Source organism: Streptacidiphilus fuscans (assembly GCF_015690355.1).
GTDB lineage: Bacteria > Actinomycetota > Actinomycetes > Streptomycetales > Streptomycetaceae > Streptacidiphilus > Streptacidiphilus fuscans.
This window is the reverse complement of the sequence record NZ_JADPRT010000017.1, coordinates 147,817-171,190: the sequence shown is the minus strand read 5'-3', so window position 1 is coordinate 171,190 and position 23,374 is coordinate 147,817. Positions and strand designations below refer to the sequence as shown.

Sequence of the window (23,374 nt, the reverse complement as noted above, 5' to 3'; positions counted from 1 at the left end):
GCCCACCCCGTCCTTAATTTCTACGCGGATGTAGATGCTACGGTGCGGAACAGACGGCATGAGGAGGGCATCGGTGGCTAACGGTTCCAGACGGCGTACGTCCAACCCGCCCGGCCCGGCGGCGTCCGGTCCGCCCGGACGCCGGGGCCGGCAGGCGGAGCAGCAGGCGCCGCGCGGGTCCTCGTCGACCCTGGTGCGGATCGGCGAGATGGGCGCCCTGGTTCTGGTGCTGACGCCGATCATTCTCGCCCTGCTGGGCATCGCCCTGGTGCTGGTCGTGCTCGGCTTCAGCTGGCTGGGCGGCTGAAGGGTCTGTTCGGCGGCTTGTCACGTGTCCGCCTTCGAGGAATGCGTCTCACGCGTAGGGGTCGCGCAACGGCTTCGGTTCGCGGACGCCGTGGGTGATCTCCTCGGGCAGGTCGGGGCCTGCGACGTAGTAGCGGCCCTGGGCCTCGCCCTTGGCGGTGAGCCAGCCGGCGCGGACGAGTTCGCGGATGTCTCGCTGTGCCTGCTGCTCGCTCAGCTCGGCGTCCGCCTGGTAGGTGGCGCGGCGGATGCGGTTGCTCATGGCGGCGGGGTAGAGCGCGTAGATCATGCGGTCGGGCCAGTCGCGTTGCTCGAGGGCCTGTTCGAGGCCGGTCCAGACCTCGCGGGTGGTGTGCACCTGGCGCTCGACGGTCTGGGCCTGCTGATGGTGGGCGCGCAGGCAGAAGCGAACCCAGGGGAGCGTGTCGCGATCGGGAGTCCAGACGGGTCCGCCGACCTCGGCGAGGACGTCGTAGTAGCGGTAGGTGTTGCGGGCCCGGCCGAGCCACTCCTCGATGCTCGAGAACTCCGGTGCCATGATGCCTTCTCGGGCGAGCACGAGAGTATGCAGGGCGCGGGACATCCGGCCGTTGCCGTCCGACCAGGGATGGATCGCGACCAGGTTCAGGTGCGCCATTGAGGCCCGCACCAGGCCCGGTGCATCCAGGTCGCCCTCGTTCAACCACTCCACCAGTTCGCCGGTGAGGGCCGGAACCTGCTCGGGGTCGGGAGCGGTGTAGGCGGCGATGGTGGGATCCTCGGCCGAGGTGACGTACACCGGCCCGCTACGCCACCAGCCGGGGCGTTTGAGCAGGTGGTGCCCCTGCATCATGAAGTGCAGCGAGTTGAGCAGCCCCTTGCTGTAGGAGAAGTCGTCACCGGCCTCGGCAAGGCGTTGGATGTAGGTCATCGCCTGCCGGTAGCCCTCGATCTCAGCCGCAACGGTGTCGTTGGCCTCGATGGGCGCCTCGCCGACCATGATGTCCTCGACGTCCGACACGCTCGCCGCGTAGCCCTCGATGGTGTTCGACCCGGCGATCGCCCGAGCCGTGAGGTTGCGCCGCAGTTGCCCCTCCCACCGGCGTGGGGTGCGCAGGTGCAGGCGCAGTCGGTCCCGCATCTCTCCGATCTCGGCGAGGACGGCCTGGTCGGCGTCGTGCAGGTTCGGCGTAGCGTAGAGCATGAAGTAATGACACCATGATGGCATCAATCAGTCAAGGCGGGCTTTGGTGGACCAGGGTGCCTGGCAGAATGTGCCTGAAAGATCAACAACTTGACTAGACTTCGGGCTGGTTGGGTGTGCCGCACGGAAGAAGGGAAGCGCAGCGGATGAGCGAGACGGAGGGTTCGGTGTCGAGCGAGCCGCTCAGCGCGCGCATACGGCAGGACGTCCCGCACAGTGCGCGGATGTACGACTACTTCCTGGGCGGCAAGGACAACTACGCGGTGGACCGCGAGGCCGCCGAGCGGGTGCTCCAGGTCTTCCCGAACATGAGGCTGGCGGTCCGCGCGAACCGGGCCTTCATGCGCCGGTCGACCCGGGCGCTGGCGGAGCTGGGTCTGCGCCAGTGGCTGGACATCGGTACGGGGATCCCCACCTCGCCGAACCTGCACGAGGTCGCGCAGTCGGTCGCGCCGGACGCGCGGGTCGTCTACGTGGACCACGACCCGGTCGTGCTCGCGCACTCGCGGGCGCTGATGACCAGCACCCCCGAGGGCCGGACGGCCTACATCCACGGTGACGTCCGCGATCCCGAGGCGATCCTGGACGCTCCGCAGCTGGCCGAGACGCTGGACCTCGGGCAGCCGGTGGTGCTGTCGATGGTCGCGCTGCTGCACTTCGTCCCGGACATCCGCGAGGCGCAGGCCATCGTCGACCGGCTGTTCAAGCCGCTGCCGTCCGGCTCCGCGCTGGTGCTCTCGCACGCCACCGCCGAGCTGGACCCGGAGGGCGCGCCCAAGGTCCAGGAGATCTACAACCAGGTGGGCACCACCCTCCAGTTGAGGAACCGGGAGCAGTTCGCCTCCTTCTTCGACGGCCTGGAGCTGCTGGAGCCGGAGATCGTGACGGCCCACCGCTGGCGTCCGGACGACGGCGACGACCCGCTGCCGGGGGACGCGACGGACGCCCAGGTGTCGTTCTACGCCGCCGTCGGGATCAAGCCGTAGTCCTGGCACGGACGTTGGGCGCGGGCTCGGGTACTTGACGGCTGCGAGCACCGCCGATCGGCGCTTCTCAAAACCCGCCATGACATTGCGTCATTCATCGTGGGAGACCTTGACGGTGTCTGTTCAGGCGTGAGTCACTTCCGCAGTGTCCATGATGACAGCGATGTCGATGCCGATACCTCGTCAACCACGTCGTTCGACCCGATCCCGGCCGCCGGGCCGGCTGCCCCGCGTCGGGGCGCTGGCCGCGACGGTGGCCGGCGCGCTGATCGTGGCGGTCATACCGACCGCCGCGCAGGCCGCCGCCTCGCCAGGCGCAGCTGACGGCCCAGCCGCCGCGACCGTTCCCGTCACCGACCCCGCGGCGCTGGTCGACCCATTGGTCGGTACCGGGAGCGGCGGGGCCGTCGTCGGCCAGGTCGACACTTTTCCGGGCGCGGACCTGCCGTTCGGCATGGTGCAGTGGAGTCCTGACACTCCGTCACGTCCAGACGGCGGTGGCTACAACGTCGCCGACCACAGCATCACCGGGTTCAGCCTCACCCACCTGTCCGGGCCGGGCTGCCCGATCGCGGGGGACTTCCCGATCCTGCCGATGACCGGCGCGCTGCCGTCCGACCCCGACTCGGCCTCGGCGGCGTTCACCCAGGCCTCGCAGAGCGCGCACCCCGGCTCCTACGCGGTGACCGCGGGCGGCGTCCGCACGCAGCTCGCGGTCACTGCGCGTACCGGCGTCGCCGACTTCGCCTATCCGGCGTCGACCCAGGCCCGCCTGCTGGTGAAGGTCGCGGACAGCGCCAACGGCAGCTCCTCCGCGAGCTTCCAGGCCGTCGGCGACCGGGAGATCACCGGCACCGTCACCAGCGGCCACTTCTGCGGCCAGCCGAACAGCTACACGGTCCACTTCGCCGCCCGCTTCGACCGGCCGTTCACCGCCTCGGGCACGTGGGGCGGAGCGAGCGCCGCGCACGTCGCCACGTCGGCGGGCCGCACGAGCGTCAGCGTGCAGGGCAAGCAGAACCCGCGCTCCAAGAACTACGCGACCACGCCGGGCACCGCGACCGGCGCCCAGGGATCCGGCGTCGTCGCCGGTGGCTGGCTGACCTTCGACACCACCAAGAACGCGCACGTCGGCATGGAGGTCGCGGTCTCGTACGTCAGCGTCCAGGGCGCGTTGGACAACCTGAACGCCGAGGCGCGCACCTTCGACGTCGGCACCGTCGCGGCAGCGGCCACCGCCGCGTGGAACCGGCAGCTCGGCACGATCGCCGTCGCCGGGGGCACCCGCGCCCAGCAGGCGACCTTCTACACGGCGCTCTACCACGCCTCGTTGGAGCCGAGCCTGTTCAGCGACGCCGACGGGCGGTACCTCGGCTTCGACGAGAAGGTCCACCAGACGCAGCCGGGCCACGCCCAGTACGCCAACTACTCCGGCTGGGACATCTACCGCTCGCAGACCCCGCTGCTGGCCACCATCGACCCGCGCGTGGCCGCGGACATGGCGACCTCGCTGCTGAACGACGCGGCCCAGGGCGGCTCCCTGCCCAAGTGGCCCTCGGCCAACGGCTACACGGGGGTGATGAACGGCGACTCCGCCGACCCGATACTCGCCGACACCTACGCCTTCGGCGCGCGCGGCTTCGACGCCTCCGCCGCGCTCGCCGACATGGTGAAGGGAGCCGACGGCACCACCGGTGCGCCCGGCCAGGGTTGGTACGTCGAGCGGCCCAACGGCGCCGCGTACATCAAGGACGGGTACGTGCCGAACATCGGCTCGGACTCGATCAGCCCGGTGCCCAACGGGGCCTCCGAGACGCTGGAGTACGCCCTCGACGACTTCGCCATCTCGCGGCTCGCGACCACCCTCGGCAAGAGCGCGGACAGCGCGGTGTTCAGCAAGCGCTCGCAGAACTGGGCGAACCTCTTCGACACGTCGAACGGCTACGTCGAACCGCGGGACGCCGCAGGCGCTTTCCCGTCCGGGCCGCCCGTGTCCGTCTCGGGCTTCGGCCAGGACGGCTTCCAAGAGGGCAACGCCGCCCAGTACACGTGGATGGTCCCGCAGGACCTGGCGGGCCTGGTCCAGGGAATGGGCGGCAGGCAGGCGACCCTCAAGCGGCTGGACACCTACTTCACCCAGCTCAACGCCGGTCCGGACGCGCCCTACCAGTGGCAGGGCAACGAGATCGCGCTCGACTCGCCCTGGGTCTACGACAGCGTCGGCGAGCCGTGGAAGACGCAGTCCGTCGTCCACCGCGTGACCAGCCAGCTGTACGCGCTGACTCCGGGCGGCGAGCCGGGCAACGACGACCTCGGCGCGATGAGCTCCTGGTACGTATGGGCCGCTCTCGGGATGTACCCGCAGACGCCGGGCGTGCCCATGATGGTGCTCGGCGCCCCGCAGTTCCCCAGGGCCACGGTCCACGGCGCCTACGGTGACCTGACCATCGACGCCCAGGGCGCGGGCGACACGTACGTGAAGTCGCTGCGCGTCAACGGCCAGGCCACGGGCCGTACCTGGATCGACCTGACCCGGGCGCACCGGCTCGACTACACGCTCGCCACCACGCCGAACACCAGCTGGGGCACGCCCACCGCCGACGCCCCGCCGTCGTTCCCGGCGGGCCCGGTGCGGTTCCCGCCGAGCACCAGCGCCGCGCTCGACCTGACGCCTGGTCAGGTACGCCTCGCCCCCGGGGCGACGACGACGGTCGCGGTCAAGGTCGACAACACCCTCGGCTCCCGCCCGGCGGCGGTCTCCTGGCACGCGACCGCACCGTCCGGCCTGTCGGTCAGCCCGGCGAGCGGCACGGTCACCGCCCCGGCCAAGGGGACGGCGCAGGTCACGGTGACCATCGCCGCCCCGGCGGCCACCACCACCGGCTACTACCAGGTGGCCTTCGCGGCGCACGCCGCCAACGGCGCGGTCGTCCCGAACGCCTCCCTGCTGGCCACGGTCGCGCAGCCCGGCGAGACGATCCCGACCGCGTACGTGACCAACTACAGCGACAACACGGTGACCCCGGTGGACATCCGCACCCACAACGCCGGCCCGGCCATCCCCGTGGGCAGCGGCCCGGACGGGATGGCCGTGGCGGGCGGCGACCTGTTCGTCGCGAACAACAACAGCAACAACGTCACCGTGATCGACACCACGACCAACGCCGTGGTGAAGTCCGTCCCCGTCGGCAACGTCGCGGCCGACCTGGCCGCGACCCCGGACGGCAAGACGGTGTGGGTGAGCAACTACGGCGACGGAACGGTCCAGCCGATCGACGTCGCGACGCTCACGGCGGGCACGCCGGTCGCCGTGGGCAGCCAGGCGGAGCGACTGGCCGTCAGCCCCGACGGCACCCAACTGTGGGTGGCGAACCAGGGCAGCGGCACCGTCAGCGACGTCGACCTGGCGACCCGCGCCGTCACGCACACCATCGCCGTCGGCGCGGCCCCGTTCGGCGTCGCGGTCACCCCCGACAGCGGCCGGGTGCTCGTCACCAACGGCGGCTCGTCCTCGGTGTCGGTCATCAGCGCCGCCTCGGACACCGTGACGGCGACGCTGCCTGCTGGCGCGGGCCCGCAGGGCGTCGCCGTCTCCCCGGACGGCACGACGGCCTACGTCGCGGACACCGGCGCGGGCGGCGTCACCCCGATCGCGCTAGCGACTGACACGGCAGGCACGTTCATCCCGACCGGGTCGGGCGCGTACGCGCTCAGCTTCAGCCACGACGGCTCCACGGCCTGGGTGGTGGACTCCAACGTGAACCAGCTCGTCCCGGTCACGGTCGCCACCAGCACCCCGGGCACCCCGGTCACCGTCGGCAACGTCCCGGACGGCGTCCTCGTCTTCGGGTGATCACCCGCCTTGGGGGAGGCGGGATGCCGGTTGTGCATCCCGCCTCTCCTTGGCCGGTGGGCCCCATCGGCGGCCTCGATTTCCTCACCCATGCCCGCCTCGACGGGATCCACGGGGCAGTCCGCCTGAGCGCCGGTGCCGGCCCTGAGCGAGCGCGTGAGAGGGTCGCGGGTAGCCGTCCGCGACTGAAGGGCCTCCAGCAGTGGAGTGGAAGAGTTACGGCCGTCGGCGCGTCTACGGCAGCGACTATGTCGAGGTGTGGCTCGACGACGTCGAGATCCCCGGGGTGGGCCGCGTCGACCACCACGTCCTGACGATGCCCCGCCCGTCCACCACCGCGGTCGTCGTCGACGAGCAGGGCCGCTTCCTGATGCTGTGGCGACACCGCTTCATCACCAACAGGTGGGGTTGGGAAGTACCGGCGGGCTGGGCGGATCCAGGCGAGGACCCGGCGGCGGCGATCCGACGGGAGATCGAGGAGGAGACCGGCTGGCGGCCGGGCCGGGTCGAGCCGCTCACGCAGTACCACGCCCTGTCCGGGATCAGCACGATGCAGTTCTCCTGCTTTCTCGCGACCGAGTGCACCCGGATCAGTGCGCCGCAGGACGTGAGCGAGGCCGAGCGGGTCGAGTGGCTGACGGAGGCGGAAGTCGTCCGGTGCGCGGCGGAGGGCCTGATCGATGACGGTCCGTCACTGATGGCCGTCTCCTACTACCTCGGCCCGTACCGCTTGCTCCACTCGCGCTGACTACGCCGTGCGCAGTCTGGGTGACCAGGTCGGATTCCGGGATGGCGTGGCCGCTCGGCCTGGAACACCTGTCGGTGAACCCACCCCTGTCAGGCCGGAGTTGGATCTCAGCTCGTGCAGGCGCGCGGCCACTCGTTCGCGCGCCTGCTGAGCCGATGACGATGGAGATCGGGTCATGTCGAGCTAGTGGATCACGTACTCCTCGTGCGGGACACCGCGCGCCCAGACGCTCTCGAAGGCGTCGAGACACAGCTTGACGACCTCGGGTTCATCTCGGTAGATCGGCTCCATCGGGACGCCATCGCCCGAGAACTGACCGAACCGCACGAGGGTGTCGTCGATGACCCAGAAGTCCGCGCCCGGCAACGCGAGGTCGACGGCGTTCCGGCGTGGCAGCCAGCTGATGCGTTCGCCGGCCGCGAGGTTCGCCGGAGTGATGGCGTGCAGCCATCGGGTGTATCGGGTCACTGGCTCAGAGACGATGCGGGCTCGGCGCACCTGGACGCCGCGAGCGACGGCGTCGCGAACGATGCGGGACCATCCGGCCCACCACTCGGAGTCCGGGTCGGTGTCGGCTACGCCGGTTGCTTCCCAGCGGGCGATGGGGTCGTCCTCGCTCGGCGCGGCGTAGTGGTCGCGCATCTCAAGGTGGACGGCGGAGTGCCGGGCTTTCGCGAACAGGTCAGCCCAGTTCGTCGGCGGCATCGCAGGCCTTTCGAATGTTCGGGATCATGCTGAACGGCAGGCGGATCGCGTACTCGTGGTCAGGGATGCCCAGGGCGTGGTCGGGTGCCGGGATGGCGTCAATCTGCTCCATCAAGTGGTCGCCAGGCTTGTAGCCCTGGAACACCAGCTCCCGCTTCTCGTCGTCCACCCAGACCGTGGGCGACTCGCCCTGCTCGGTGTTCGGGTCCACTCCGATGAACCGCAGCGCCGTGATCCCCTCCAACTTCAACGCAACCAGTCCGTCCTGGACACCGTCGTGCGACAGCAGACGCCACGTCAAGGGCGCGTAGCAGCTCACCTGCCAGTGTCGACTCGTGGCCTGCTGCCGTGGCCCCGCTGGCGCCAGGGTCCAGTTTGCTGGCTCAGAATTCCCAGCGGTTGAGGCCCATCACGAGCAGCATCAGGGCCAGCGATGCGAGGATCCCGGCCAGAGCGCCGACGATGCCCAGGGCGATCAGCAGGACAGCCCAGAAGTGGGTGCTGTCGGGCATCAGCTCGATGATGTCCGTGACGCACAGGCCGGTCAGGGCGAGGGGAAGCAGCACTATGACGGCCGGTGCGAACTTGCGCTTGTGCACGGTCCCTCCCTGGTTGCCGTACGGGTCAGTCTCCCGGCGTCGCCCGGCGAGGTCATGAGTAGCGATACTCACTTGTCCAACCTCGGCGGTTCGGCAGGATCGGCCGTCGAGTCGACATCGGGCACAGATACGTGGGCACCGCGTTAGAGCCGTCGGACGCGGCCGACGTCGGAGAGACGGATGTGCTGATGCAGCGTTGTAGCCGTTCGTGCTGACCGTTCGGCACGCCGTGCGCCGTCCGGGTGACCAGGTCCGGTTCCGGGATGGCGTGGCCGCTCGGCCTGGAACACCTGTCGGTGAACCCGCCCCTGCACCCTCGGAGATCCCGCATGCCAGAAGACGAACTCACCCGTTTCCTCGAAGCTCTCAGCCCCGCCAGCCGGCAGAAGGTCCGGACCCAGCCTCAGGAGCGGCAGCAGCAGTTGGCCGACGCTTGGGAGAAGGAGCTCGGCGAGGACAGCGATCTCGACACGCTGGACGAGGTGTCTCCCGTGCCCGCGGAGGAGGAGGCCGCGGAGCGGGTGGTGCGGGATCTGCTCGACGGGTAGGGGCGAGAGCCCGCCACTCCGTGTAGCGGGCGGCTAGGTAGATCGCGTCTACGTAGACGCGATCTACCTAAACGACACAGCCCCCGCGTTGGCGACCACAGGGGGAGCCCCCGGCCCGCGTTCGGCGCCCGGATGGATGCGGGATGATGGGGTGAGGCGAACGGTCGACGCAGACGGCTGACAGATCACATGAGGGGCGGCGCTGTGGCAGACGGCGTATCCACCGGCGTGTCCACGGATGATTCCACGGTCATGTCCGCGGAACCGCGTTCGGTCCGTGAGGACGGCGGTTCGGAGGCCGCGGCGGCCCCGCAGGGCTCGCGGCGACGGCGGCGGTTGGGCGGGGCGGTGGTTTTTCTCGTCCTGGCGCTGCTCTTCGTGCTGCCCTGGGCCACGCTCTTCGCCTTCGGCGTCCACTGGCCGTTCCCGGTCTTCCTGGCGGGCACCGTGGTCTTCGCCGTGGGTCTCGTCTCCTTTCCGTTCCTGATGGCCGTGGGCCACGGGCGCAGGCGGAACGACCGGGCCTCCAGGATCGCGGACAGCACGCTCGGGATCGTCTGGGTGCTCTTCACCTGGTCCGTTCTCGGCGACCTGCTGCACCTGGTGCTGATCGTGCTCGGCAAGGGCGGGGTCGGCCCGGCCCGGGGCATCGCCGTGGGCGTCGTCGTGGTCGCGGCCGCGCTGCTCGGATGGGGTCACTTCGAGGCGATGCGAGTGCCGCGTGTGAAGCAGGTCGAGGTCACCCTGCCGCGGCTCGGCGCGGGCCTGGACGGCACGCGGGTCGTCCTGCTGGCCGACACCCACTACGGCCCGATCGACCGGGCGCGCTGGTCGGCGGGCGTCACCGAGGCGGTGAACGCGCTCGACGCGGACGTCGTCGTCCACGCGGGCGACATCGCGGACGGCACGCCCGTCCAGCGCCGCGAGCAGTCGGCGCCGCTCGGGGAGATCCGTGCCCGCCAGGCCAGGGTCTACGTGACCGGCAACCACGAGTACTACAGCGAGGCGCAGGGCTGGCTCGACCGGATGACCGAGCTCGGCTGGGAGTCGCTGCACAACCGCCACGTGATCGTGGAGCGTGGCGGCGACCGGCTGGTGCTGGCGGGTGTCGACGACGTGACCGCAGAGTCGTCCGGCCTGGACGGGCACAGCGCGAACCTGGTGGGCGCGCTGGCCGGTGCGGACGAGGACCAGCCGGTGCTGCTGGTCGCCCATCAGCCCAAGTTCGTGGCCCAGGCCGCCGCTGCGGGCATCGACCTGCAGGTCTCCGGGCACACCCACGGCGGCCAGATCTGGCCGTTCAACTTCCTGGTCCGCGTCGACCAGCCCGTCGTGAGCGGCCTGAGCCGGCACGGGGAGCGCACCCAGCTCTACACCAGCCGGGGCACCGGCTTCTGGGGGCCGCCCTTCCGGGTCTTCGCGCCGAGCGAGATCACGCTGCTCACCCTTCGGGCAGTCCAGACAGGGTGACCGGAGGAGGCTGGGCATGTCGGCAACGCTGACGGTCACGCACAAGGCGATCGGGGCTGAGGTGCGCCGCAGCCCTTACGACATCGTGCTCGACGGCGAGCGCGTCGGGTCCGTCGCCATGAACGCCACGTTCGAGACGGCGGTGGAACCCGGCCGCCACACCCTGCAGGTCCGCAGCGGCCGGAACTCCAGTCGCACCACGACCTTCGACGCCGCCGACGGCGAGACCGTCGCCTTCCGGTGCACCGGGAAGAGCTTTCTGCCGGTCTTCCTGCTGTCCTTCGTCGTTCCCAGTCTCGCTCTCCGGCTCCGGCGCCAGTAGGGCGGGTGCGGCTGCGGCTACTCCTCGGCCTCCGTTGTGCCGGGCGACAATCCGGCGCACGCATTCCGCGCCGCCCGGACCATGGCGGCGCGCCGTCCTGCCCGCCAGCATGGGACGAAGCGCCGCAGAGCCGTATGCGCCACGCTGCATGCCGCATGCCCGATCAGGAGGACCCGTGACCGCCGAGCCGACCGCGAACCAGCACCCCCAGGCCGAACCGCTGAGCCGCGCCGACCTCGTGGCCGTGCCGGAGGAGGAGCTGATCTTCCGGCTCCCGCCGGTGTTCACCGACCCCGCCGTCGAACGCCGCCACCGCAAGGAGCGACTCGCGGGCGCGCTGCGGCTGTTCGGGCGGTTCGGCTTCGAGGAGGGCGTGGCCGGTCACATCACCGCGCGCGACCCGGAGTTCACCGACCACTTCTGGGTCAACCCCTTCGGCATGTCCTTCAAGCACATCAGGGTCAGCGACCTGCTGCTGGTCAACCACGACGGCGAGGTCGTCCAGGGCCGGCACCGGGTCAACCGGGCCGCGTTCGCGATCCACGCGGCGGTCCACGCCGCCCGTCCGGACGTGGTCGGCGCGGCGCACAGCCACTCCGTGCACGGCAAGGCGCTGTCCGCGACCGGCCAGCTGCTGGAGCCGCTCACCCAGGACGCCTGCGCCTTCTACGAGGACCACGGCTGCTACGAGAACTACTCCGGCGTCGCCAACGACCCGGAGGAGGGCCGCCGGATCGCGGCCGCGCTGGGCGGCAACAAGGCGGCGATCCTGCGCAACCACGGGCTGCTGACCGTCGGCGGCACCGTCGACTCCGCCGCGTGGTGGTTCATCACCATGGAGCGCTCGGCCCAAGCGCAGCTGCTGGCCAAGGCGGCCGGGGAGACGATCCGGATCCCGCATGAGGAAGCGAAACTGACGTATGGTCAGGTCGGTTTCGAGCTGGCCGGGTGGGTCCAGTTCCAGCCGCTCTTCGACCACATCTCGCGTACCGATCCCGACCTCTTCGACTGACCCTTACCCCGGCGGTCGTTGATCGCTCCGGGCGGCGGATCTAGCCTGGCGCGAGTGCACCGGACGACCAGGGGAGCAGCGTGGATTCCGCCGCCGATTTCGCAGATTCCGCCGAGCCCACCAAGCCCACCGAGCCCGCCGATTCTGCCGAGTCCGCGATCAGGGAGCTGTGCCGCCGCGCCGTGACCGACGCGGACGAACTCGCCTCCCGGGTGGTGGAGCAGATCATCCGCGACGAGTCGGAGCTGGCCGAGGGCTCCGAGGTGTCGGTCGCCGACATCAGCGACGCCACCGCGCATCTGATCCGCAACTTCCTGCTGCACCTGGCCGAAGGGGTGCCGCCCGACCTCGGCGCGGTGCGTGCCCTCGGCCACCGCCGCGCGCAGCAGGGCGTGCCGCTGCCCGCCCTGCTGCACAGCTTCCGGATCGGGTTCCGGTTCGCCTGGTCGTACCTCGTCGACCAGGTCGCCCCGGTCGACACCGAGACCCTGCGGGCGCTGGTCGAGCAGGCCGACCGGATGTGGCTGCTGCTCGACGACTACTCCGCCGAGCTCCGGGACGCCTACCGGGACCGCACCGCCGAGTTGTTGCGGATGGCGGAGGCGGAGCGTCACCAGCACCTCGACACCCTGCTCGCCGCCGGGCCGGTCGAGACCAGCAGGCGGTTGCAGAGCGCGGAGGCGCTGGGGCTCGCCCGCAAGGGCCGCTACCTCGTGGTCGCGGCCCAGGGCGCCGGACCGGCCGTGCGCGCGGCGTGGGAGAGCGCGCTCGCCGGTCGTGGCGCGGGTGTGCTGTGGCGCGACTCCCCGGACGGCACGGTCGGGGTCGTCCACGCCGGGCAGGCGCCGCTGGACTGGGCCGAACTGCCCGACCGGCTCGACGCCGAGGACGTCCGGCTCGGGTCGAGCGCCACCTTCACCTCGATCCTCGACGCGGCCCGCGCGCTGCGTCAGGCGCGGCTGGCCCTCGGCAGCGTCCCCGGTGCCGCGCGCGGCCACCACCGCTACGGCCAGTTCCCGCTGGGCTGCCTGATCAGTGCGAGCCCCGACGACGCGCTCGACCTCGCCGTCGGCACGTTGCACGGACTGGCCGACCTCCCGCAGGCCCAAAGCGACGCCCTGCTGGACACGTTGACCGCCTGGTTCGACGCGGGTGGGTCCACGGACGGTGCTGCCCAGGCGCTCTACTGCCATCGCAACACCGTCCGCTACCGGCTGCGCCACGTCGAGGAACTGACGGGGCTTCAGTTGAAGGACCCGAGGGACGCGGCCCACCTCTACCTGGCGGTGCAGACCTTCGACCAGTACGGGCGCTCCGAGCTGAACTGACCGGACGTCGGCACTGACCGGACGTCGGCGGGACCGTCAGGCGTGCAGCCAGGAGATCGCGAAGGAGCTGCCGTTGAGCGCGCCGTCCTGGGTGAGCAGGGTGCCCGCGCGTTCGAGGTTGGTGGTGTTCACCGTCCCGGCCGAGGCGAAGTCCTCGCCGTTGGCGGTGACGTTGCTGAACTGCACCTGGTGGAAGTCGGGGCACGGCGGGATGCTCTGGCTGCCTATCGCCTCGTCGATCACCTCGGCCGAGCTGAGCGGGGCGTTCGCAAGGGTCTTGGTGTACGTCTTGGTCCACCCCTGGGTGGGGTCGGCGAGGATGAGCGTGAAGCTGCCGCTGCCGTTCGTGGTGACCGAGGACGTCATGGTGTCGCCGGCCTTGACCGTCTCGGTGAAGTAGATCGAGTTGGCCGGGTACATCTCGACCCACGGGTTGTACTGGACGGTTCCCTTGCGGGTGCAGACCGCGTCGAGGCCGATCTGCTCGACGCTGCTGCTGGTCCATCCGTCCAGGCCGGACCAGAAGGATATGTCTCCGGCGGTGGCCGAGCAGTCCAGCGCCGGGACGGTCCAGTCGCCGGTGACGGCGCGGTAGGCCCCGCCGGTGACGGCGTAGCCGCCCCAGTTCGAGTCACCGCTCGCGTGCCGGGGGAGCCGGTGGTCCAGGTGCGGCACGGACGCGGAGTGCGCGGCCGCTGCGGCAGCGGGCGCGACAGCCTGCGCGGTCGCGGTCGCGGGCGTGGCGGTGGCGGAAGCAGCGGTCGGCGCGGCGAGGGCGACGGCGAGGGCAAGGGTCAGCAGTGCGGCCGGGGCGGTGCGGCGCATGGGGGTCTCCCTGTCAACATGCCTGAGGGACAAGCGTTCTGACGGTGACCGGCCTCCGAGCGGTGGTGGTCCACCGCTCGGAGGCCGGGGCGCTGCCGGACTACTCGTGCAGGAACGTTTCTGTGAAGCTGGTGCCGCCGGAGCCGAGCGCGCTGGTGTGGGCCTCGGTCACGCCGTTCGAGGGGTCGAGCGCGGTCGGGCTGGAGGACCCGAGCGACTGGCCGTTGACCGTGGCGGAACTGAAGCTCAGGGTGCCGAAGTTCGGGTACGCACCGGTCGGCGACTCGATGATGACCTCGGCGCTGGCCCGCGACGCGGACAGGGACTTGGTCGTGGTGTACGTCCAGCCCTTGGTCGAGTCGGCCAGCTTCAGGGTGTAGCGGTTGCTCCCGGCGTAGGTCACCGAGGCGGTGATGTGGTCACCGGCGGACACCGGGTGCGTGCTGGTGCTCAGGTAGACCGGGTTGGCCGGGTACATCTCGTACCAGGGCTCGTCGACGGGGCTGCCGCTGGAGCAGTCGGTCGCGACGCCGGTCTGCTCGACGGTGGAGGTGCCGTAGCCGTCGATGCCGACCCAGGGGGCGTAGAGGTCGTTGCTGGAGTTGCAGCTGGCGCTCGGCTCGGTCCAGCTGGCCGAGACCGAGGTGAAGCCGCTGCCGGTGGCGGCGTAGCCGCCCCAGTTGTAGCCGTTGATGTTGTAGTGGTGCAGCGGGCGGAACGACAGTCCCTGAGCGGCCACCGCGGTGGCCGGCACGGCGGGGGCGGCGAGAGTCGCCGCGGCCGCGACGGTGGCGACGCGTATCAGGAATCGGCGCATGCTGGCTCCTTGGTGAGGGGCGATCAGGACGCTCGTGAGCTGGCCCTCGTGTGGGCAGCGGTGCCGAGCATGCCGATTGTCATGAGACACAGCAAGAGGTTGTGCAGTGCAAAGTTGTGGGCGAACTTCCGCGCCGGGCTGAAGAATGACGAAGTATCAGACTAAAGCGGTCGCGAGGAACCTCGGATTTGTTCGCCGCTCCGGCAGGTCCGGTCGTGGGCGGACGCGGGCGGTCGAGGGCGATCGCGAATGGCCGGGGATGCCGGTCGCCCTCGCCGTGCGGGTGACTCCCGCGGCGACCTCAGGTAAGGAACCAGTAAGAGATGCGCGCGATGTTCTGGCGCGGCCTTGACGCCCGGCGGGCGGGCGGGGCCGCGTTCCGGCGGAGTGCGGGACGGTGTGGCCGGCCAGGGATTCTCATCTTTCGGGGGTCTCCCGCAGGCATCACTGACCCGTCTTGCTAGATTGCGCAACTCTGCAACCGTCCGTGTGGTCGGAGCGTCCCTCGGGTGAACGCGGTTGCCGCGGTCGCTGGAGTGCGAAAGGTGTGAGCGATGTCCGACGCGTGGGGCGGTTCTCCCTCGGGAGGCGACTGGCAGCAGGGCGGTGGCCCGTATTCGCGCCCTGACAGCCGTTGGCCGGCGGGGCGCATGGGCGGCAATACCCCTGCGCAGGTCCGTGGTCCGCTCTTCGAGGACAGCGACGAATCGGACGAATTTGTGCATACCGGCCAAAGGCGGTCCGTGCCGGAGCAGCGCGGCGCGGGGGAGCCCACGGCGGGCGGCCGCGCGGAGCGCCGTCGCGGCGCCGGAGTCGACGCTGGTGCCGGAGCAGGCGCGGTTGCCGATGCGACGGTGGCGCGGGAGCGTCGCCGTCCCGCTGCCGTGTCGGCCTCGGTGCTGATCGCGCTGCCGCTGGTCGGCGCGCTGGTGAGCGGGGGCGGCGGCGTGGTGCTCGACATCACCGCGGTGCTGGGCGCCCTGGCCGCCGCGCTGCTCTGCTCGCGGCCGGGCGTGTGGTGGGTGACGACGGGCGCCCCGCCCGTCGTGCTGCTGATGGCGCTGGCGGGCTTTGTCGTACGCGACTCCGCGGGCTCGACCGGGAAGTTCGCGACGGACCTGGCCAAGTGCGTCGCGGGGGCTTTCCCGGCGATGGCGGCGGCGATGGCCGTCGCGGCCGTCGTGGGTGTGGCGCGGCTGGTCGCCGCGCGTCGCGGCCGATGAGGGTCGCAGTGGTGAACGCGGTGGTGAGCACCGTGGTGAGCGCCGTGGTCGGCGAGTGGGAGGAGCAGGCGGGATGAGCAGGGCACGGCGAGGCACGGGCGGCACGACCGTTCGTGCGGGCAAGGCGTCGAAGGCGGTCGTGGTCGCCCGCACGGCGGCGGTCTTCGGGTCGGTGACGGTGCTGGGCGTGGCCGGGGTGTCCTGGTACGGGGTGCAGCAGCTGACGTCGGGGGTGCTGAGTTCCGACGCGCTGGCGGTGTCGGGGCAGAACGCGCCGCCGAAGCTGGACAACTCGGAGAACATCCTGCTGATCGGCCTGGACAGCCGGAAGAACAACGACGGCTCCAACCTGCCGGGTTGGTTCGTCCAGGACGAGCTGCACGCGGGCGACTCCAGCGACGTCGGCGGCTACAACACCAACAGCCTGATCCTGCTGCACATCCCGGCGGACGGGACCGCCAAGGTCCAGGCGGTGTCGATCCCGCGTGACGACTACGTGATGACCTACAACGGCGACGGCTCCGAGCAGGGCATGCACAAGATCAAGGAGGCCTACGGCCTGGCCAAGGCCGCGGCCATGCCGGGTCTGCAGGCGAAGGGCCTGACCGGCGCGGCGCTGGAGCAGGCCAGCCGCGAGGTGGGGCGCGAGGCGACGCTGACCACCGTGCAGAAGTTCCTCAACGTGCACATCGACCACTTCGCCGAGGTCAACCTGATCGGCTTTTACGACATCGCCCAGGCGATCGGCCCGGTCACGGTCTGCCTCAACCACGCCACCTCGGACCCGGCGGAGTCCGGCCAGGGCTCGGGCGCGAACTTCCACGCCGGTTACAACGTGCTGCAGACGCCCGCCGAGGCGCTGTCGTTCGTGCGCCAGCGGCACAACCTGACCAACACCGACGGCGACGGCAACGGCGGCGACTTTGCCCGCACCCACCGTCAGCAGGCCTACATCACCTCGGCCGAGACCCAGTTGAAGAAGGACGGGGTGCTCTCCGACCTGTCGAAGCTGCAGGGGCTGCTGAACGTGGTCAAGAAGGACGTGGTCATCGACAACCAGTGGTCGATCCTCGACTTCGCCCAGCAGGCGCCCAACCTGACCGGCGGCAAGGTCACCTTCAACACCCTTCCCATCACCGGCCTGCCGAACGTCTACATCCCCGGCGAGGGCATCCAGTCGGTCAACTCGGTCAGCGTCCCGCAGGTCCAGCGCACCGTCACGGCGCTGTTCGCGGACGCTCCCGCGCCGTCCTCGCCCTCCGCGCCCAAGCCCAGCGCCTCGTCCGCGCCCGCCTCGGCGACGACCGTGGACGTGCTCAACGCCTCGGCGCCGCCCGGATCGGCCGGGGTCGAGTCGGCCGCGCTGGTCGCGGCCGGGTACACCAAGGGCCGGGTGGGCGACCACGCAGCGGTCAACAGCACCGAGATCCTCTACGGCGCGGGCGAGCAGGCCGCCGCCCAGCAGATCGCGTCGAAGGTGGGCGTCGGCGCGCCGCAGGCGAGCAGCGCGGTGGCGTCCGGGCACGTCGAGGTCGTCCTGGCCTCGGACTTCACCCCGCCCGCCGCCGGATCCGGCTCCAGCGGCTCCGGCAGCACGCCGAGCCCGGCCAGCACCGCGCACCTGGTCTTCCAGGGCCCCGCGGTCAACGGTGGTGGCAGCGGCATCCCCTGTGTCGACTAGGAAATCCCCACCGGAATCCGACAGGAGTCCGGCAGGGACCCGGCAGGAACCCGACGAAGCTCCCGGAGTCAGCCCATGACCGACTACGAGCACCTTCCCCACCCGCACGTCGCCTCGCGACGGGCCTACCACCCGGTGCGGACCGCGGACCAGCATGACCAGGGGAACGCGGTCAGCCGCTTCAACACCAAGGTGGCGCTGCTGGTCACCCGCGCGGTCGGCAGCATGTGGTGCGCCTACGCGTTCGCGCTCTTCGACCTGATCAGCCTGCCGTCGGCGATCCAGGGCGGGGCCTCGGCCATCGTCTCCTGGGTGGCCCAGACCTTCCTGCAGCTCGTCCTGCTGTCGGTCATCATGGTCGGCCAGAACGTGCAGGCCGACGCGGCGGACAAGCGCTCGCAGGCCACCTACGAGGACGCGAACGCGACCCTGCACGAGGTGGCGCAGCTTCAGGCCCACCTCGCGGCACAGGACATGCTGCTCACCCGCATCGCGGAGCAGGTCGGCATCAGCCCGGTCCCGGTGATCGACCCGCCGACCGGGATGACCGTCCCCGCCCCGGCCACCGGTGACTGATCCGCACCGCTTCGGCGCTGGCGAGCAGTTGTAACCACGCCCTGGGGTTACTCAACTCCCGATTGTCGTGTAGACAGTGGCTCTGAACTTCCTCTGAACTGTTCCACTGCAGGAGGGGAGCCAGTTGGTGCGCCGACTCGACGCCGCCGCCGCGACGGTGAGCCGCGAAGACGTCCTGGACAGCGCCGTCAGGGCGCTCCACGAGGCCCCGGGGCTGGTGCTCCTCGGCGCCGCCGGAATCGGCCGCTCCCACCTGGCCGAACGCCTGGTCGAGCAGGCCCTGGCCGACGGCGTCCGGGTGCTGCGCTGCGCGCCGGTCGAAGCCGAACTGCCGCTGCCCTTCATGTGTCTGATCGACCTGCTCGACAGCGTCTCCGACGAGACCCTGGAGGCGCTGCCGACCGGTCAGCGGGACGCGCTGCGTGCGGCGTTGCTGCGCGGCGGGGACGAGGACGTGGACCCGGCCGGGGCCAGGGTGCCGCTCGCGGTGCTCACGCTGCTGCGCCGGCTGGCCGCAGAGGGCCCGGTCTGGCTGGTGGTGGACGACGTGCAGTGGGTGGACGAGCCGACCGCGCGCGTCCTGTCCTTCGTAGCCCGCCGCTGCGCCGGGACGGCGTTGCGGATCGTCGCCACCGAGCAGACCGGCTGCGGGCGGATGCCCGTCCACGACATGCTGTGCCCGGAGGGCGTGGTGCGGCTCACCGTGCCGCCGATGACGCCGGCCGAGGTGACCGCGCTGCTCACCGAGCACGCGGAGCACGCGGACCACACGGAGCGCGCGGGCCATGCGGGCGTCCCGCTGCCGAGCGGCGCCGTGCAGCAGATCGTCGACACCGTCGCGGGCAACCCCCGCTACGCGCTGGAACTCCTCCGCGCGCTGCCGCCGGACGGCCGACCGGAGGCGGCGGACTTCGGCGGCGCCGCCCGGACCCCGCTGCGCGGCCTGCTGCTCGACCGGCTGCACGCGCTGCCGCAGGAGGTACGCGCGGCGCTGGTCCTCGTCGCGGCGGCCACCCGACCCGACCTCACGCTGCTGGCCACCGCGGGCGGCCCGTCCGTGACGCTGCGTCTGGAGGCCGCCGAACGGCTGGGGGAGATCCGGATCGGACCGGACGGACACGTCCACTTCGACAACCCGTTGCTGCGCAGCGCCGTCTACACCGAGGCGAGCGGGCACGAGCGGCGGAACGCCCACGCCCGGCTCGCCGAGGCGGTGATCGAGCCGGTGGAGCGCGCCCGGCATCTCGCCCTCGCCAACCCGGCCAGGGACGAGGGCGTGGCGCAGACGCTGACGGTCGCCGCTGCCGCCGCCCGCCGCCGCGGCGCGCCGGGGACGGCCGCGGAACTGGCCGCGCTCGCGGTGGTCCGCACCCCCGCCGACGCCGAGACCGCCCGCACCGAGCGGCAGTTGGCCGCGGCCGGGTACGCCGTGGACGCCGGCCGTCTCGATGTCGCCCGCGCCGAGGCGCAGGTGCTGATCGCCGAGGCCCGGAGCCCCGAGGCGCGGTCGCAGGCCAGGATCGTGCTGCTGCGCTGCGCCGGGCAGTCGCTGGAGCACGAGGGCGCGCTGATCCGGGACGGGCTGAGCGACGCGGCTGCCGCCCGATCCCCGGGCCTGGAGGCCCGGTTGCGCTGCTGGAGCGCCTCGCGCGACCTGCTGGCCGGGCGGGTCCACCGAGCGGAGGCGGAGGCGCGGCGGGCCGCCCGCCTGGCCGCCGAGGCGGCGCTGTGGGAGACCGAGCTCGAAGCGCTGACGACCTTGGCGTACCTGCAACGGCTGGGTGGCGACCCGGAGGCCGAGACGACCCTGCGCCGGGCGCTGGCCAACGCGCGCGGACGCGGCATCGACGAGCTGGCGCTGGGGGAGGCGCTGCGGACCGAGGCGGTCTTCCACCTGCACGCCAACCGCCTGGCGGCGGCGGAGCGTTCGCTGCTGGGCATGCTCGCCCGCCTCGGGGAACGGCTCGGCGTCGAGGAGCAGGTGAGTCTGCAGATCCATCTCGCGGACGTGCGGATCAGCTCCGGCGACTGCCGTGGCGCGCTGCAAGCCGCCCGCCGTGCGCGCGAGTTGCACGCCGATCTGGTGGGGACGGACGCCGTCCACGCCCTCGGTCGCGAAGCAGTCGGTCGCGAAGCCTTGGGCCGTGCAGCCGTCGGCCGTGCAGGCGTCGGCAGAGAGGCCGTGGGGCGGGAGCTCATGGGCCGGGAGGTCTTGGGCCGAGGGGTCGTGGGCCAGGAAGTCGCCCACGAGCCCGACGCCGCAGGCCCGGTGCTCTACATCACCGCCGCCGCCGAGTCGGTCGGCGGCTCGCTGGACCGGGCCCGGCTCCTCGCCCAGCGTGGCGCCCACCGCGCCGCCCGGGACGGCGACCGCTTCTGGCGGCTGTGGAACCTGACCGTGCTGGGCCGGGTGCAGCTGATGGCGGGCCGAGCCGCGCAGGCCGCCGAGGTCCTGCGTGAGGCGCGCGTGATCGAGCGGGAGATGGGCATCGTCGACCCCGGCATCGGCCGCTGGCACGCCGACCTGGCCGAGGCCCTGGTCGCCGAGGGCACGGAGTCGGCGCTGGCCGAGGCGGGGGAGTTCGTCGACGAGGTGTCCGCCGTGGCCCGGCGTCTGGGCCGGGAGGCGGTGCTGGGCACGATGGAGCGCGCGGCGGCGCTGCTCCGCCTGGCGCGTGGTGAGACACCAGAGGCGGCAGGGCTCCTGGAGTCCGCAGTCGCCCGACTACGGCCGCAAGGCGTGCCGTTGGAGCTGGCCCGCGCGTTGTCCGCGTTGGCCGAGGCGGAGCGGCGCGGACGCAGGCACACCGCCTCCCGGCGGGCCGCCGACGAGGCGTTGCAGATCTTCCAGGACGCGGGCGCGGCAGCGTGGTTGGCGGTCGGCGAGCCGCACGCGCAGGGCGCGGCCCTGCCACCGCCCGTGCCGCGGCAGGCCGCCGCGCATCCGGCGGTCTCCTCCCCGCTGACGCCCTCGGAGCAGCGGATCGCCGCCCTGGCCGCGGCGGGCGCGACCAACCGCGAGATCGCGGCGGACTGCTACCTCAGCGTCAAGACCGTCGAGGCGTCACTGTCCAGGGTCTACCGGAAGGTCGGCGTCAGATCCCGGACCGAGCTGGCGTCCCGGACCGAGCTCGTCGCGCAGCCGCTGCCCGGCTGACGGCCCTTCGGCGGCCTTCCGAGGGGCCCTCGGTTCGCATCCGATTCGCACAGGCGAGGGCAAGGGGGCGCACAGTCGAGGGTTTTCCCGCTTATGCCGAGGGTGCGGGAGTTCCTACGGTGTAGCCCAGTCCGCCCGTTCTGACCCGGCAACACCAACCGTCCCCATGGTGCCCGGGTCGGGAAGGGCAATGCTTCCTGTCGGCCATTTGCTTGACCCGTGCATGACCAGCATGTACTCGTCATTCCCGACCTCCATGGAGGACGTCCCGTGACTGCCCGCCGCCTCAAGACTCTTGGCCTGCTCGCCGCTCCGCTTCCGGCGATCGCCGCGCTCGCCCTCACCACGCCCGCCCACGCCGTCACCCAGCCGCAGGTTGCGGTGCGCGGCGACGTGGTGAGCGCGATCAGTCAGTCCGTCCGCACCGGCACCGTCGCCTCGTCGGCCCACCTGAACGTCACCGTCAGCCTGGCGATGCGCGACCAGGCCGGTCTGCGGGCCTTCCTCGCACAGGTCACGAACCCGCACTCGTCGCACTACAAGCACTACCTGACGGCTGCTCAGTTCGCCGCCCGCTTCGGGGCCGACCAGACGACCGTCAACCAGGTCACCGGCTACCTCACGTCGCAGGGCCTGCACGTCGGACAGGTCACCACGAACCGCCTCTCGGTCACCGCCAGCGGCACCGCGCAGCAGGTGGAGAAGGCCTTCGGCACCAGCCTGGCCACGTACCACGACGCCGCCGCCAAGCGGGACTTCTTCGCCAACACCACGGCCCCGAAGATCCCCGCGACCTTCGCCGCCGACGTCGTCGACGTCTCCGGGCTGAACAACTTCGCGGCGCACCACCACTACGACCACGTCAACACCGCCGTCCGCCCGAACGCCACCGCGCCCGTGTCCGGCCTCGACCCGAGCAGCGGCCCGGCCGCCTACGACCTGGCGTCGCTCCAGTCCAGCGGTGACAACGGCAGCGGCGTCACCGTCGCCCTGGTGGAGTTCTCCGCGTTCTCCCAGTCCGACATCGCCACCTACGACTCCACCTACGGCCTGAACGTCAGCGCGCCGACCGTCGTGAACGTCGACGGCGGCACCACCGACACCTCCGGCCAGGACGAGGTCGACCTGGACATCGAGGTCGTCCAGGCGCTGGCACCCGGCGCGACCATCAAGGTCTACGAGGCGCCCAACTCCACCGCCGGTGACGAGGCGCTCTACTCCCAGCTGGCCAGCGACAACGTGCCGGTCATCTCCTCCAGTTGGGGTCAGGCCGAGTCGCAGATCGACTCCGCCAACCGCACCGCCGACGACCAGTCCCTCCAGGAGGCGGCGGCCCAGGGCCAGTCCGTCTACGCGGCCTCCGGCGACAACGGCTCGGACGACGCGGGCGACGGCGGCACCTCGGTCGACTTCCCGGCCAGCGACCCCAACGTCTCCGGCGTCGGCGGGACCACCCTCTCCACCAACTCCGACGGCTCGTACGGCGGGGAGACCGCCTGGTCCGGCAGCGGCGGCGGCACCTCCACCGTCTTCCCGCAGCCCAGCTTCCAGTCCGGCGTCACCAGCGACACCAACCGCGACGTCCCGGACGTGGCCGCGGCTGCCGACCCCAGCACCGGCTGGGCGGTCTACACCGGCGGCCAGTGGGAGGAGGTCGGCGGCACCAGCGGCGCCGCGCCCAACTGGGCGGCCTTCACCGCGATCTACGACCAGGTCGCGGCCGCGAAGGGCCACGCCGCGTTCGGCAACGCCAACTCCACCATCTACGCCGACGCGACCGGCGCCAACTACGGCAACGACTTCCACGACGTCACCAGTGGCAGCAACGGCGCCTTCAGCGCCGGCACCGGCTACGACGAGGTGACCGGCTGGGGCTCCTACGACGGCGCGAAGTTCGTCAGCGACAACCTCGGCTGACGATCGCGCACCCCCACCGAGAGGTGGCGGCGGCCCCCCGGGGGGGGGGGGGGCGGGGGGGGGGGCGGGGTGGGGGGGGGGGGGGGGGGGGCCCGGGGGGGGGGGGCGGGCCCAACGA

At 71.6% G+C, this 23,374-nt stretch carries 20 protein-coding genes; 14 read left to right on the top strand and 6 right to left on the bottom strand.

From position 1 onward, the window contains the following. The first annotated feature begins 73 nt into the window (after positions 1-73). Positions 74-307 (top strand): hypothetical protein, encoded by a 234-nt coding sequence (locus I2501_RS31900; protein WP_196197800.1) that lies wholly within the window; start codon positions 74-76, stop codon positions 305-307. Positions 308-355: 48 nt separating this feature from the next. Here the strand turns inward: I2501_RS31900 and I2501_RS31895 are convergent, their stop codons facing one another. Continuing rightward, positions 356-1,489, bottom strand: a complete 1,134-nt coding sequence (locus I2501_RS31895) for a Fic family protein (protein ID WP_196197799.1) — start codon at positions 1,487-1,489, stop codon at positions 356-358. A 146-nt stretch (positions 1,490-1,635) separates the two neighbouring features. Here I2501_RS31895 and I2501_RS31890 point away from each other — a divergent pair, with 146 nt between their 5' ends. The 3 genes from I2501_RS31890 (at position 1,636) to I2501_RS31880 (ending at position 7,076) form a co-directional block, all read left to right on the top strand. After that, the gene (locus tag I2501_RS31890) at positions 1,636-2,475 is read left to right on the top strand and encodes an SAM-dependent methyltransferase (RefSeq protein ID WP_196197798.1); all 840 of its coding nucleotides are present in this window, start codon (positions 1,636-1,638) and stop codon (positions 2,473-2,475) included. 163 nt (positions 2,476-2,638) lie between these two features. Further along, positions 2,639-6,328, top strand: coding sequence for a GH92 family glycosyl hydrolase (locus tag I2501_RS31885; RefSeq protein WP_196197797.1), 3,690 nt, complete (start codon positions 2,639-2,641; stop codon positions 6,326-6,328). A gap of 202 nt (positions 6,329-6,530) precedes the next feature. Further along, on the top strand, positions 6,531-7,076 hold the full coding sequence (locus tag I2501_RS31880; RefSeq protein ID WP_196197796.1) for an NUDIX hydrolase: 546 nt from the start codon (positions 6,531-6,533) through the stop codon (positions 7,074-7,076). A 183-nt stretch (positions 7,077-7,259) separates the two neighbouring features. On the opposite strand, the gene I2501_RS31875 is transcribed toward I2501_RS31880, so the two are convergent. From I2501_RS31875 to I2501_RS31865, 3 genes are all read right to left on the bottom strand, one after another. After that, complete coding sequence (locus tag I2501_RS31875) at positions 7,260-7,781, bottom strand: DUF6879 family protein (RefSeq protein WP_196197795.1); 522 nt, start codon at positions 7,779-7,781, stop codon at positions 7,260-7,262. Beyond that, positions 7,759-8,082 carry a hypothetical protein gene (locus I2501_RS31870; protein ID WP_328806784.1) on the bottom strand — a complete coding sequence of 108 codons (324 nt, stop codon included), beginning with the start codon at positions 8,080-8,082 and terminating at the stop codon, positions 7,759-7,761. The genes I2501_RS31875 and I2501_RS31870 overlap by 23 nt, the downstream gene beginning before the upstream one ends. 82 nt (positions 8,083-8,164) lie before the next feature. After that, entirely contained in the window at positions 8,165-8,452 is a 288-nt protein-coding gene (locus I2501_RS31865) for a hypothetical protein (protein WP_196197794.1), read from the bottom strand. 257 nt (positions 8,453-8,709) lie between these two features. Between I2501_RS31865 and I2501_RS31860 the strand changes: the two genes are divergently transcribed. The 5 genes from I2501_RS31860 (at position 8,710) to I2501_RS40810 (ending at position 13,060) form a co-directional block, all read left to right on the top strand. Continuing rightward, positions 8,710-8,928: a hypothetical protein gene (locus tag I2501_RS31860; protein WP_196197793.1), complete on the top strand. Its 219-nt coding sequence runs from the start codon at positions 8,710-8,712 to the stop codon at positions 8,926-8,928. A 252-nt stretch (positions 8,929-9,180) separates the two neighbouring features. Further along, positions 9,181-10,398, top strand: a complete 1,218-nt coding sequence (locus I2501_RS31855; protein WP_196197792.1) for a metallophosphoesterase — start codon at positions 9,181-9,183, stop codon at positions 10,396-10,398. A gap of 16 nt (positions 10,399-10,414) precedes the next feature. Next, the gene (locus I2501_RS31850; protein WP_196197791.1) at positions 10,415-10,720 is read left to right on the top strand and encodes a hypothetical protein; all 306 of its coding nucleotides are present in this window, start codon (positions 10,415-10,417) and stop codon (positions 10,718-10,720) included. A 220-nt stretch (positions 10,721-10,940) separates the two neighbouring features. After that, complete coding sequence (locus tag I2501_RS31845) at positions 10,941-11,732, top strand: class II aldolase/adducin family protein (protein ID WP_408022809.1); 792 nt, start codon at positions 10,941-10,943, stop codon at positions 11,730-11,732. Positions 11,733-11,812: 80 nt separating this feature from the next. Then, complete coding sequence (locus I2501_RS40810; protein WP_196197789.1) at positions 11,813-13,060, top strand: PucR family transcriptional regulator; 1,248 nt, start codon at positions 11,813-11,815, stop codon at positions 13,058-13,060. Positions 13,061-13,096: 36 nt separating this feature from the next. Here I2501_RS40810 and I2501_RS31835 read toward each other — a convergent pair whose 3' ends face one another. Beyond that, positions 13,097-13,885 carry a G1 family glutamic endopeptidase gene (locus I2501_RS31835; protein ID WP_196197788.1) on the bottom strand — a complete coding sequence of 263 codons (789 nt, stop codon included), beginning with the start codon at positions 13,883-13,885 and terminating at the stop codon, positions 13,097-13,099. 100 nt (positions 13,886-13,985) lie between these two features. Further along, a complete protein-coding gene (locus I2501_RS31830; RefSeq protein ID WP_196197787.1) occupies positions 13,986-14,702 on the bottom strand; it encodes a G1 family glutamic endopeptidase in 717 nt (238 codons plus the stop codon). A gap of 743 nt (positions 14,703-15,445) precedes the next feature. Here I2501_RS31830 and I2501_RS31825 point away from each other — a divergent pair. From I2501_RS31825 to I2501_RS31805, 5 genes are all read left to right on the top strand, one after another. Further along, a complete protein-coding gene (locus I2501_RS31825; protein WP_196197786.1) occupies positions 15,446-15,925 on the top strand; it encodes a DUF6542 domain-containing protein in 480 nt (159 codons plus the stop codon). 73 nt (positions 15,926-15,998) lie between these two features. After that, positions 15,999-17,606, top strand: coding sequence for an LCP family protein (locus tag I2501_RS31820; RefSeq protein ID WP_196197785.1), 1,608 nt, complete (start codon positions 15,999-16,001; stop codon positions 17,604-17,606). 75 nt (positions 17,607-17,681) lie between these two features. Further along, the gene (locus tag I2501_RS31815) at positions 17,682-18,182 is read left to right on the top strand and encodes a DUF1003 domain-containing protein (protein WP_196197784.1); all 501 of its coding nucleotides are present in this window, start codon (positions 17,682-17,684) and stop codon (positions 18,180-18,182) included. Between the two features lie 127 nt (positions 18,183-18,309). Then, positions 18,310-21,339: an AAA family ATPase gene (locus tag I2501_RS31810; protein ID WP_196197783.1), complete on the top strand. Its 3,030-nt coding sequence runs from the start codon at positions 18,310-18,312 to the stop codon at positions 21,337-21,339. A gap of 270 nt (positions 21,340-21,609) precedes the next feature. Further along, on the top strand, positions 21,610-23,256 hold the full coding sequence (locus tag I2501_RS31805) for a S53 family peptidase (RefSeq protein WP_196197782.1): 1,647 nt from the start codon (positions 21,610-21,612) through the stop codon (positions 23,254-23,256). Positions 23,257-23,374 lie beyond the last annotated feature (118 nt).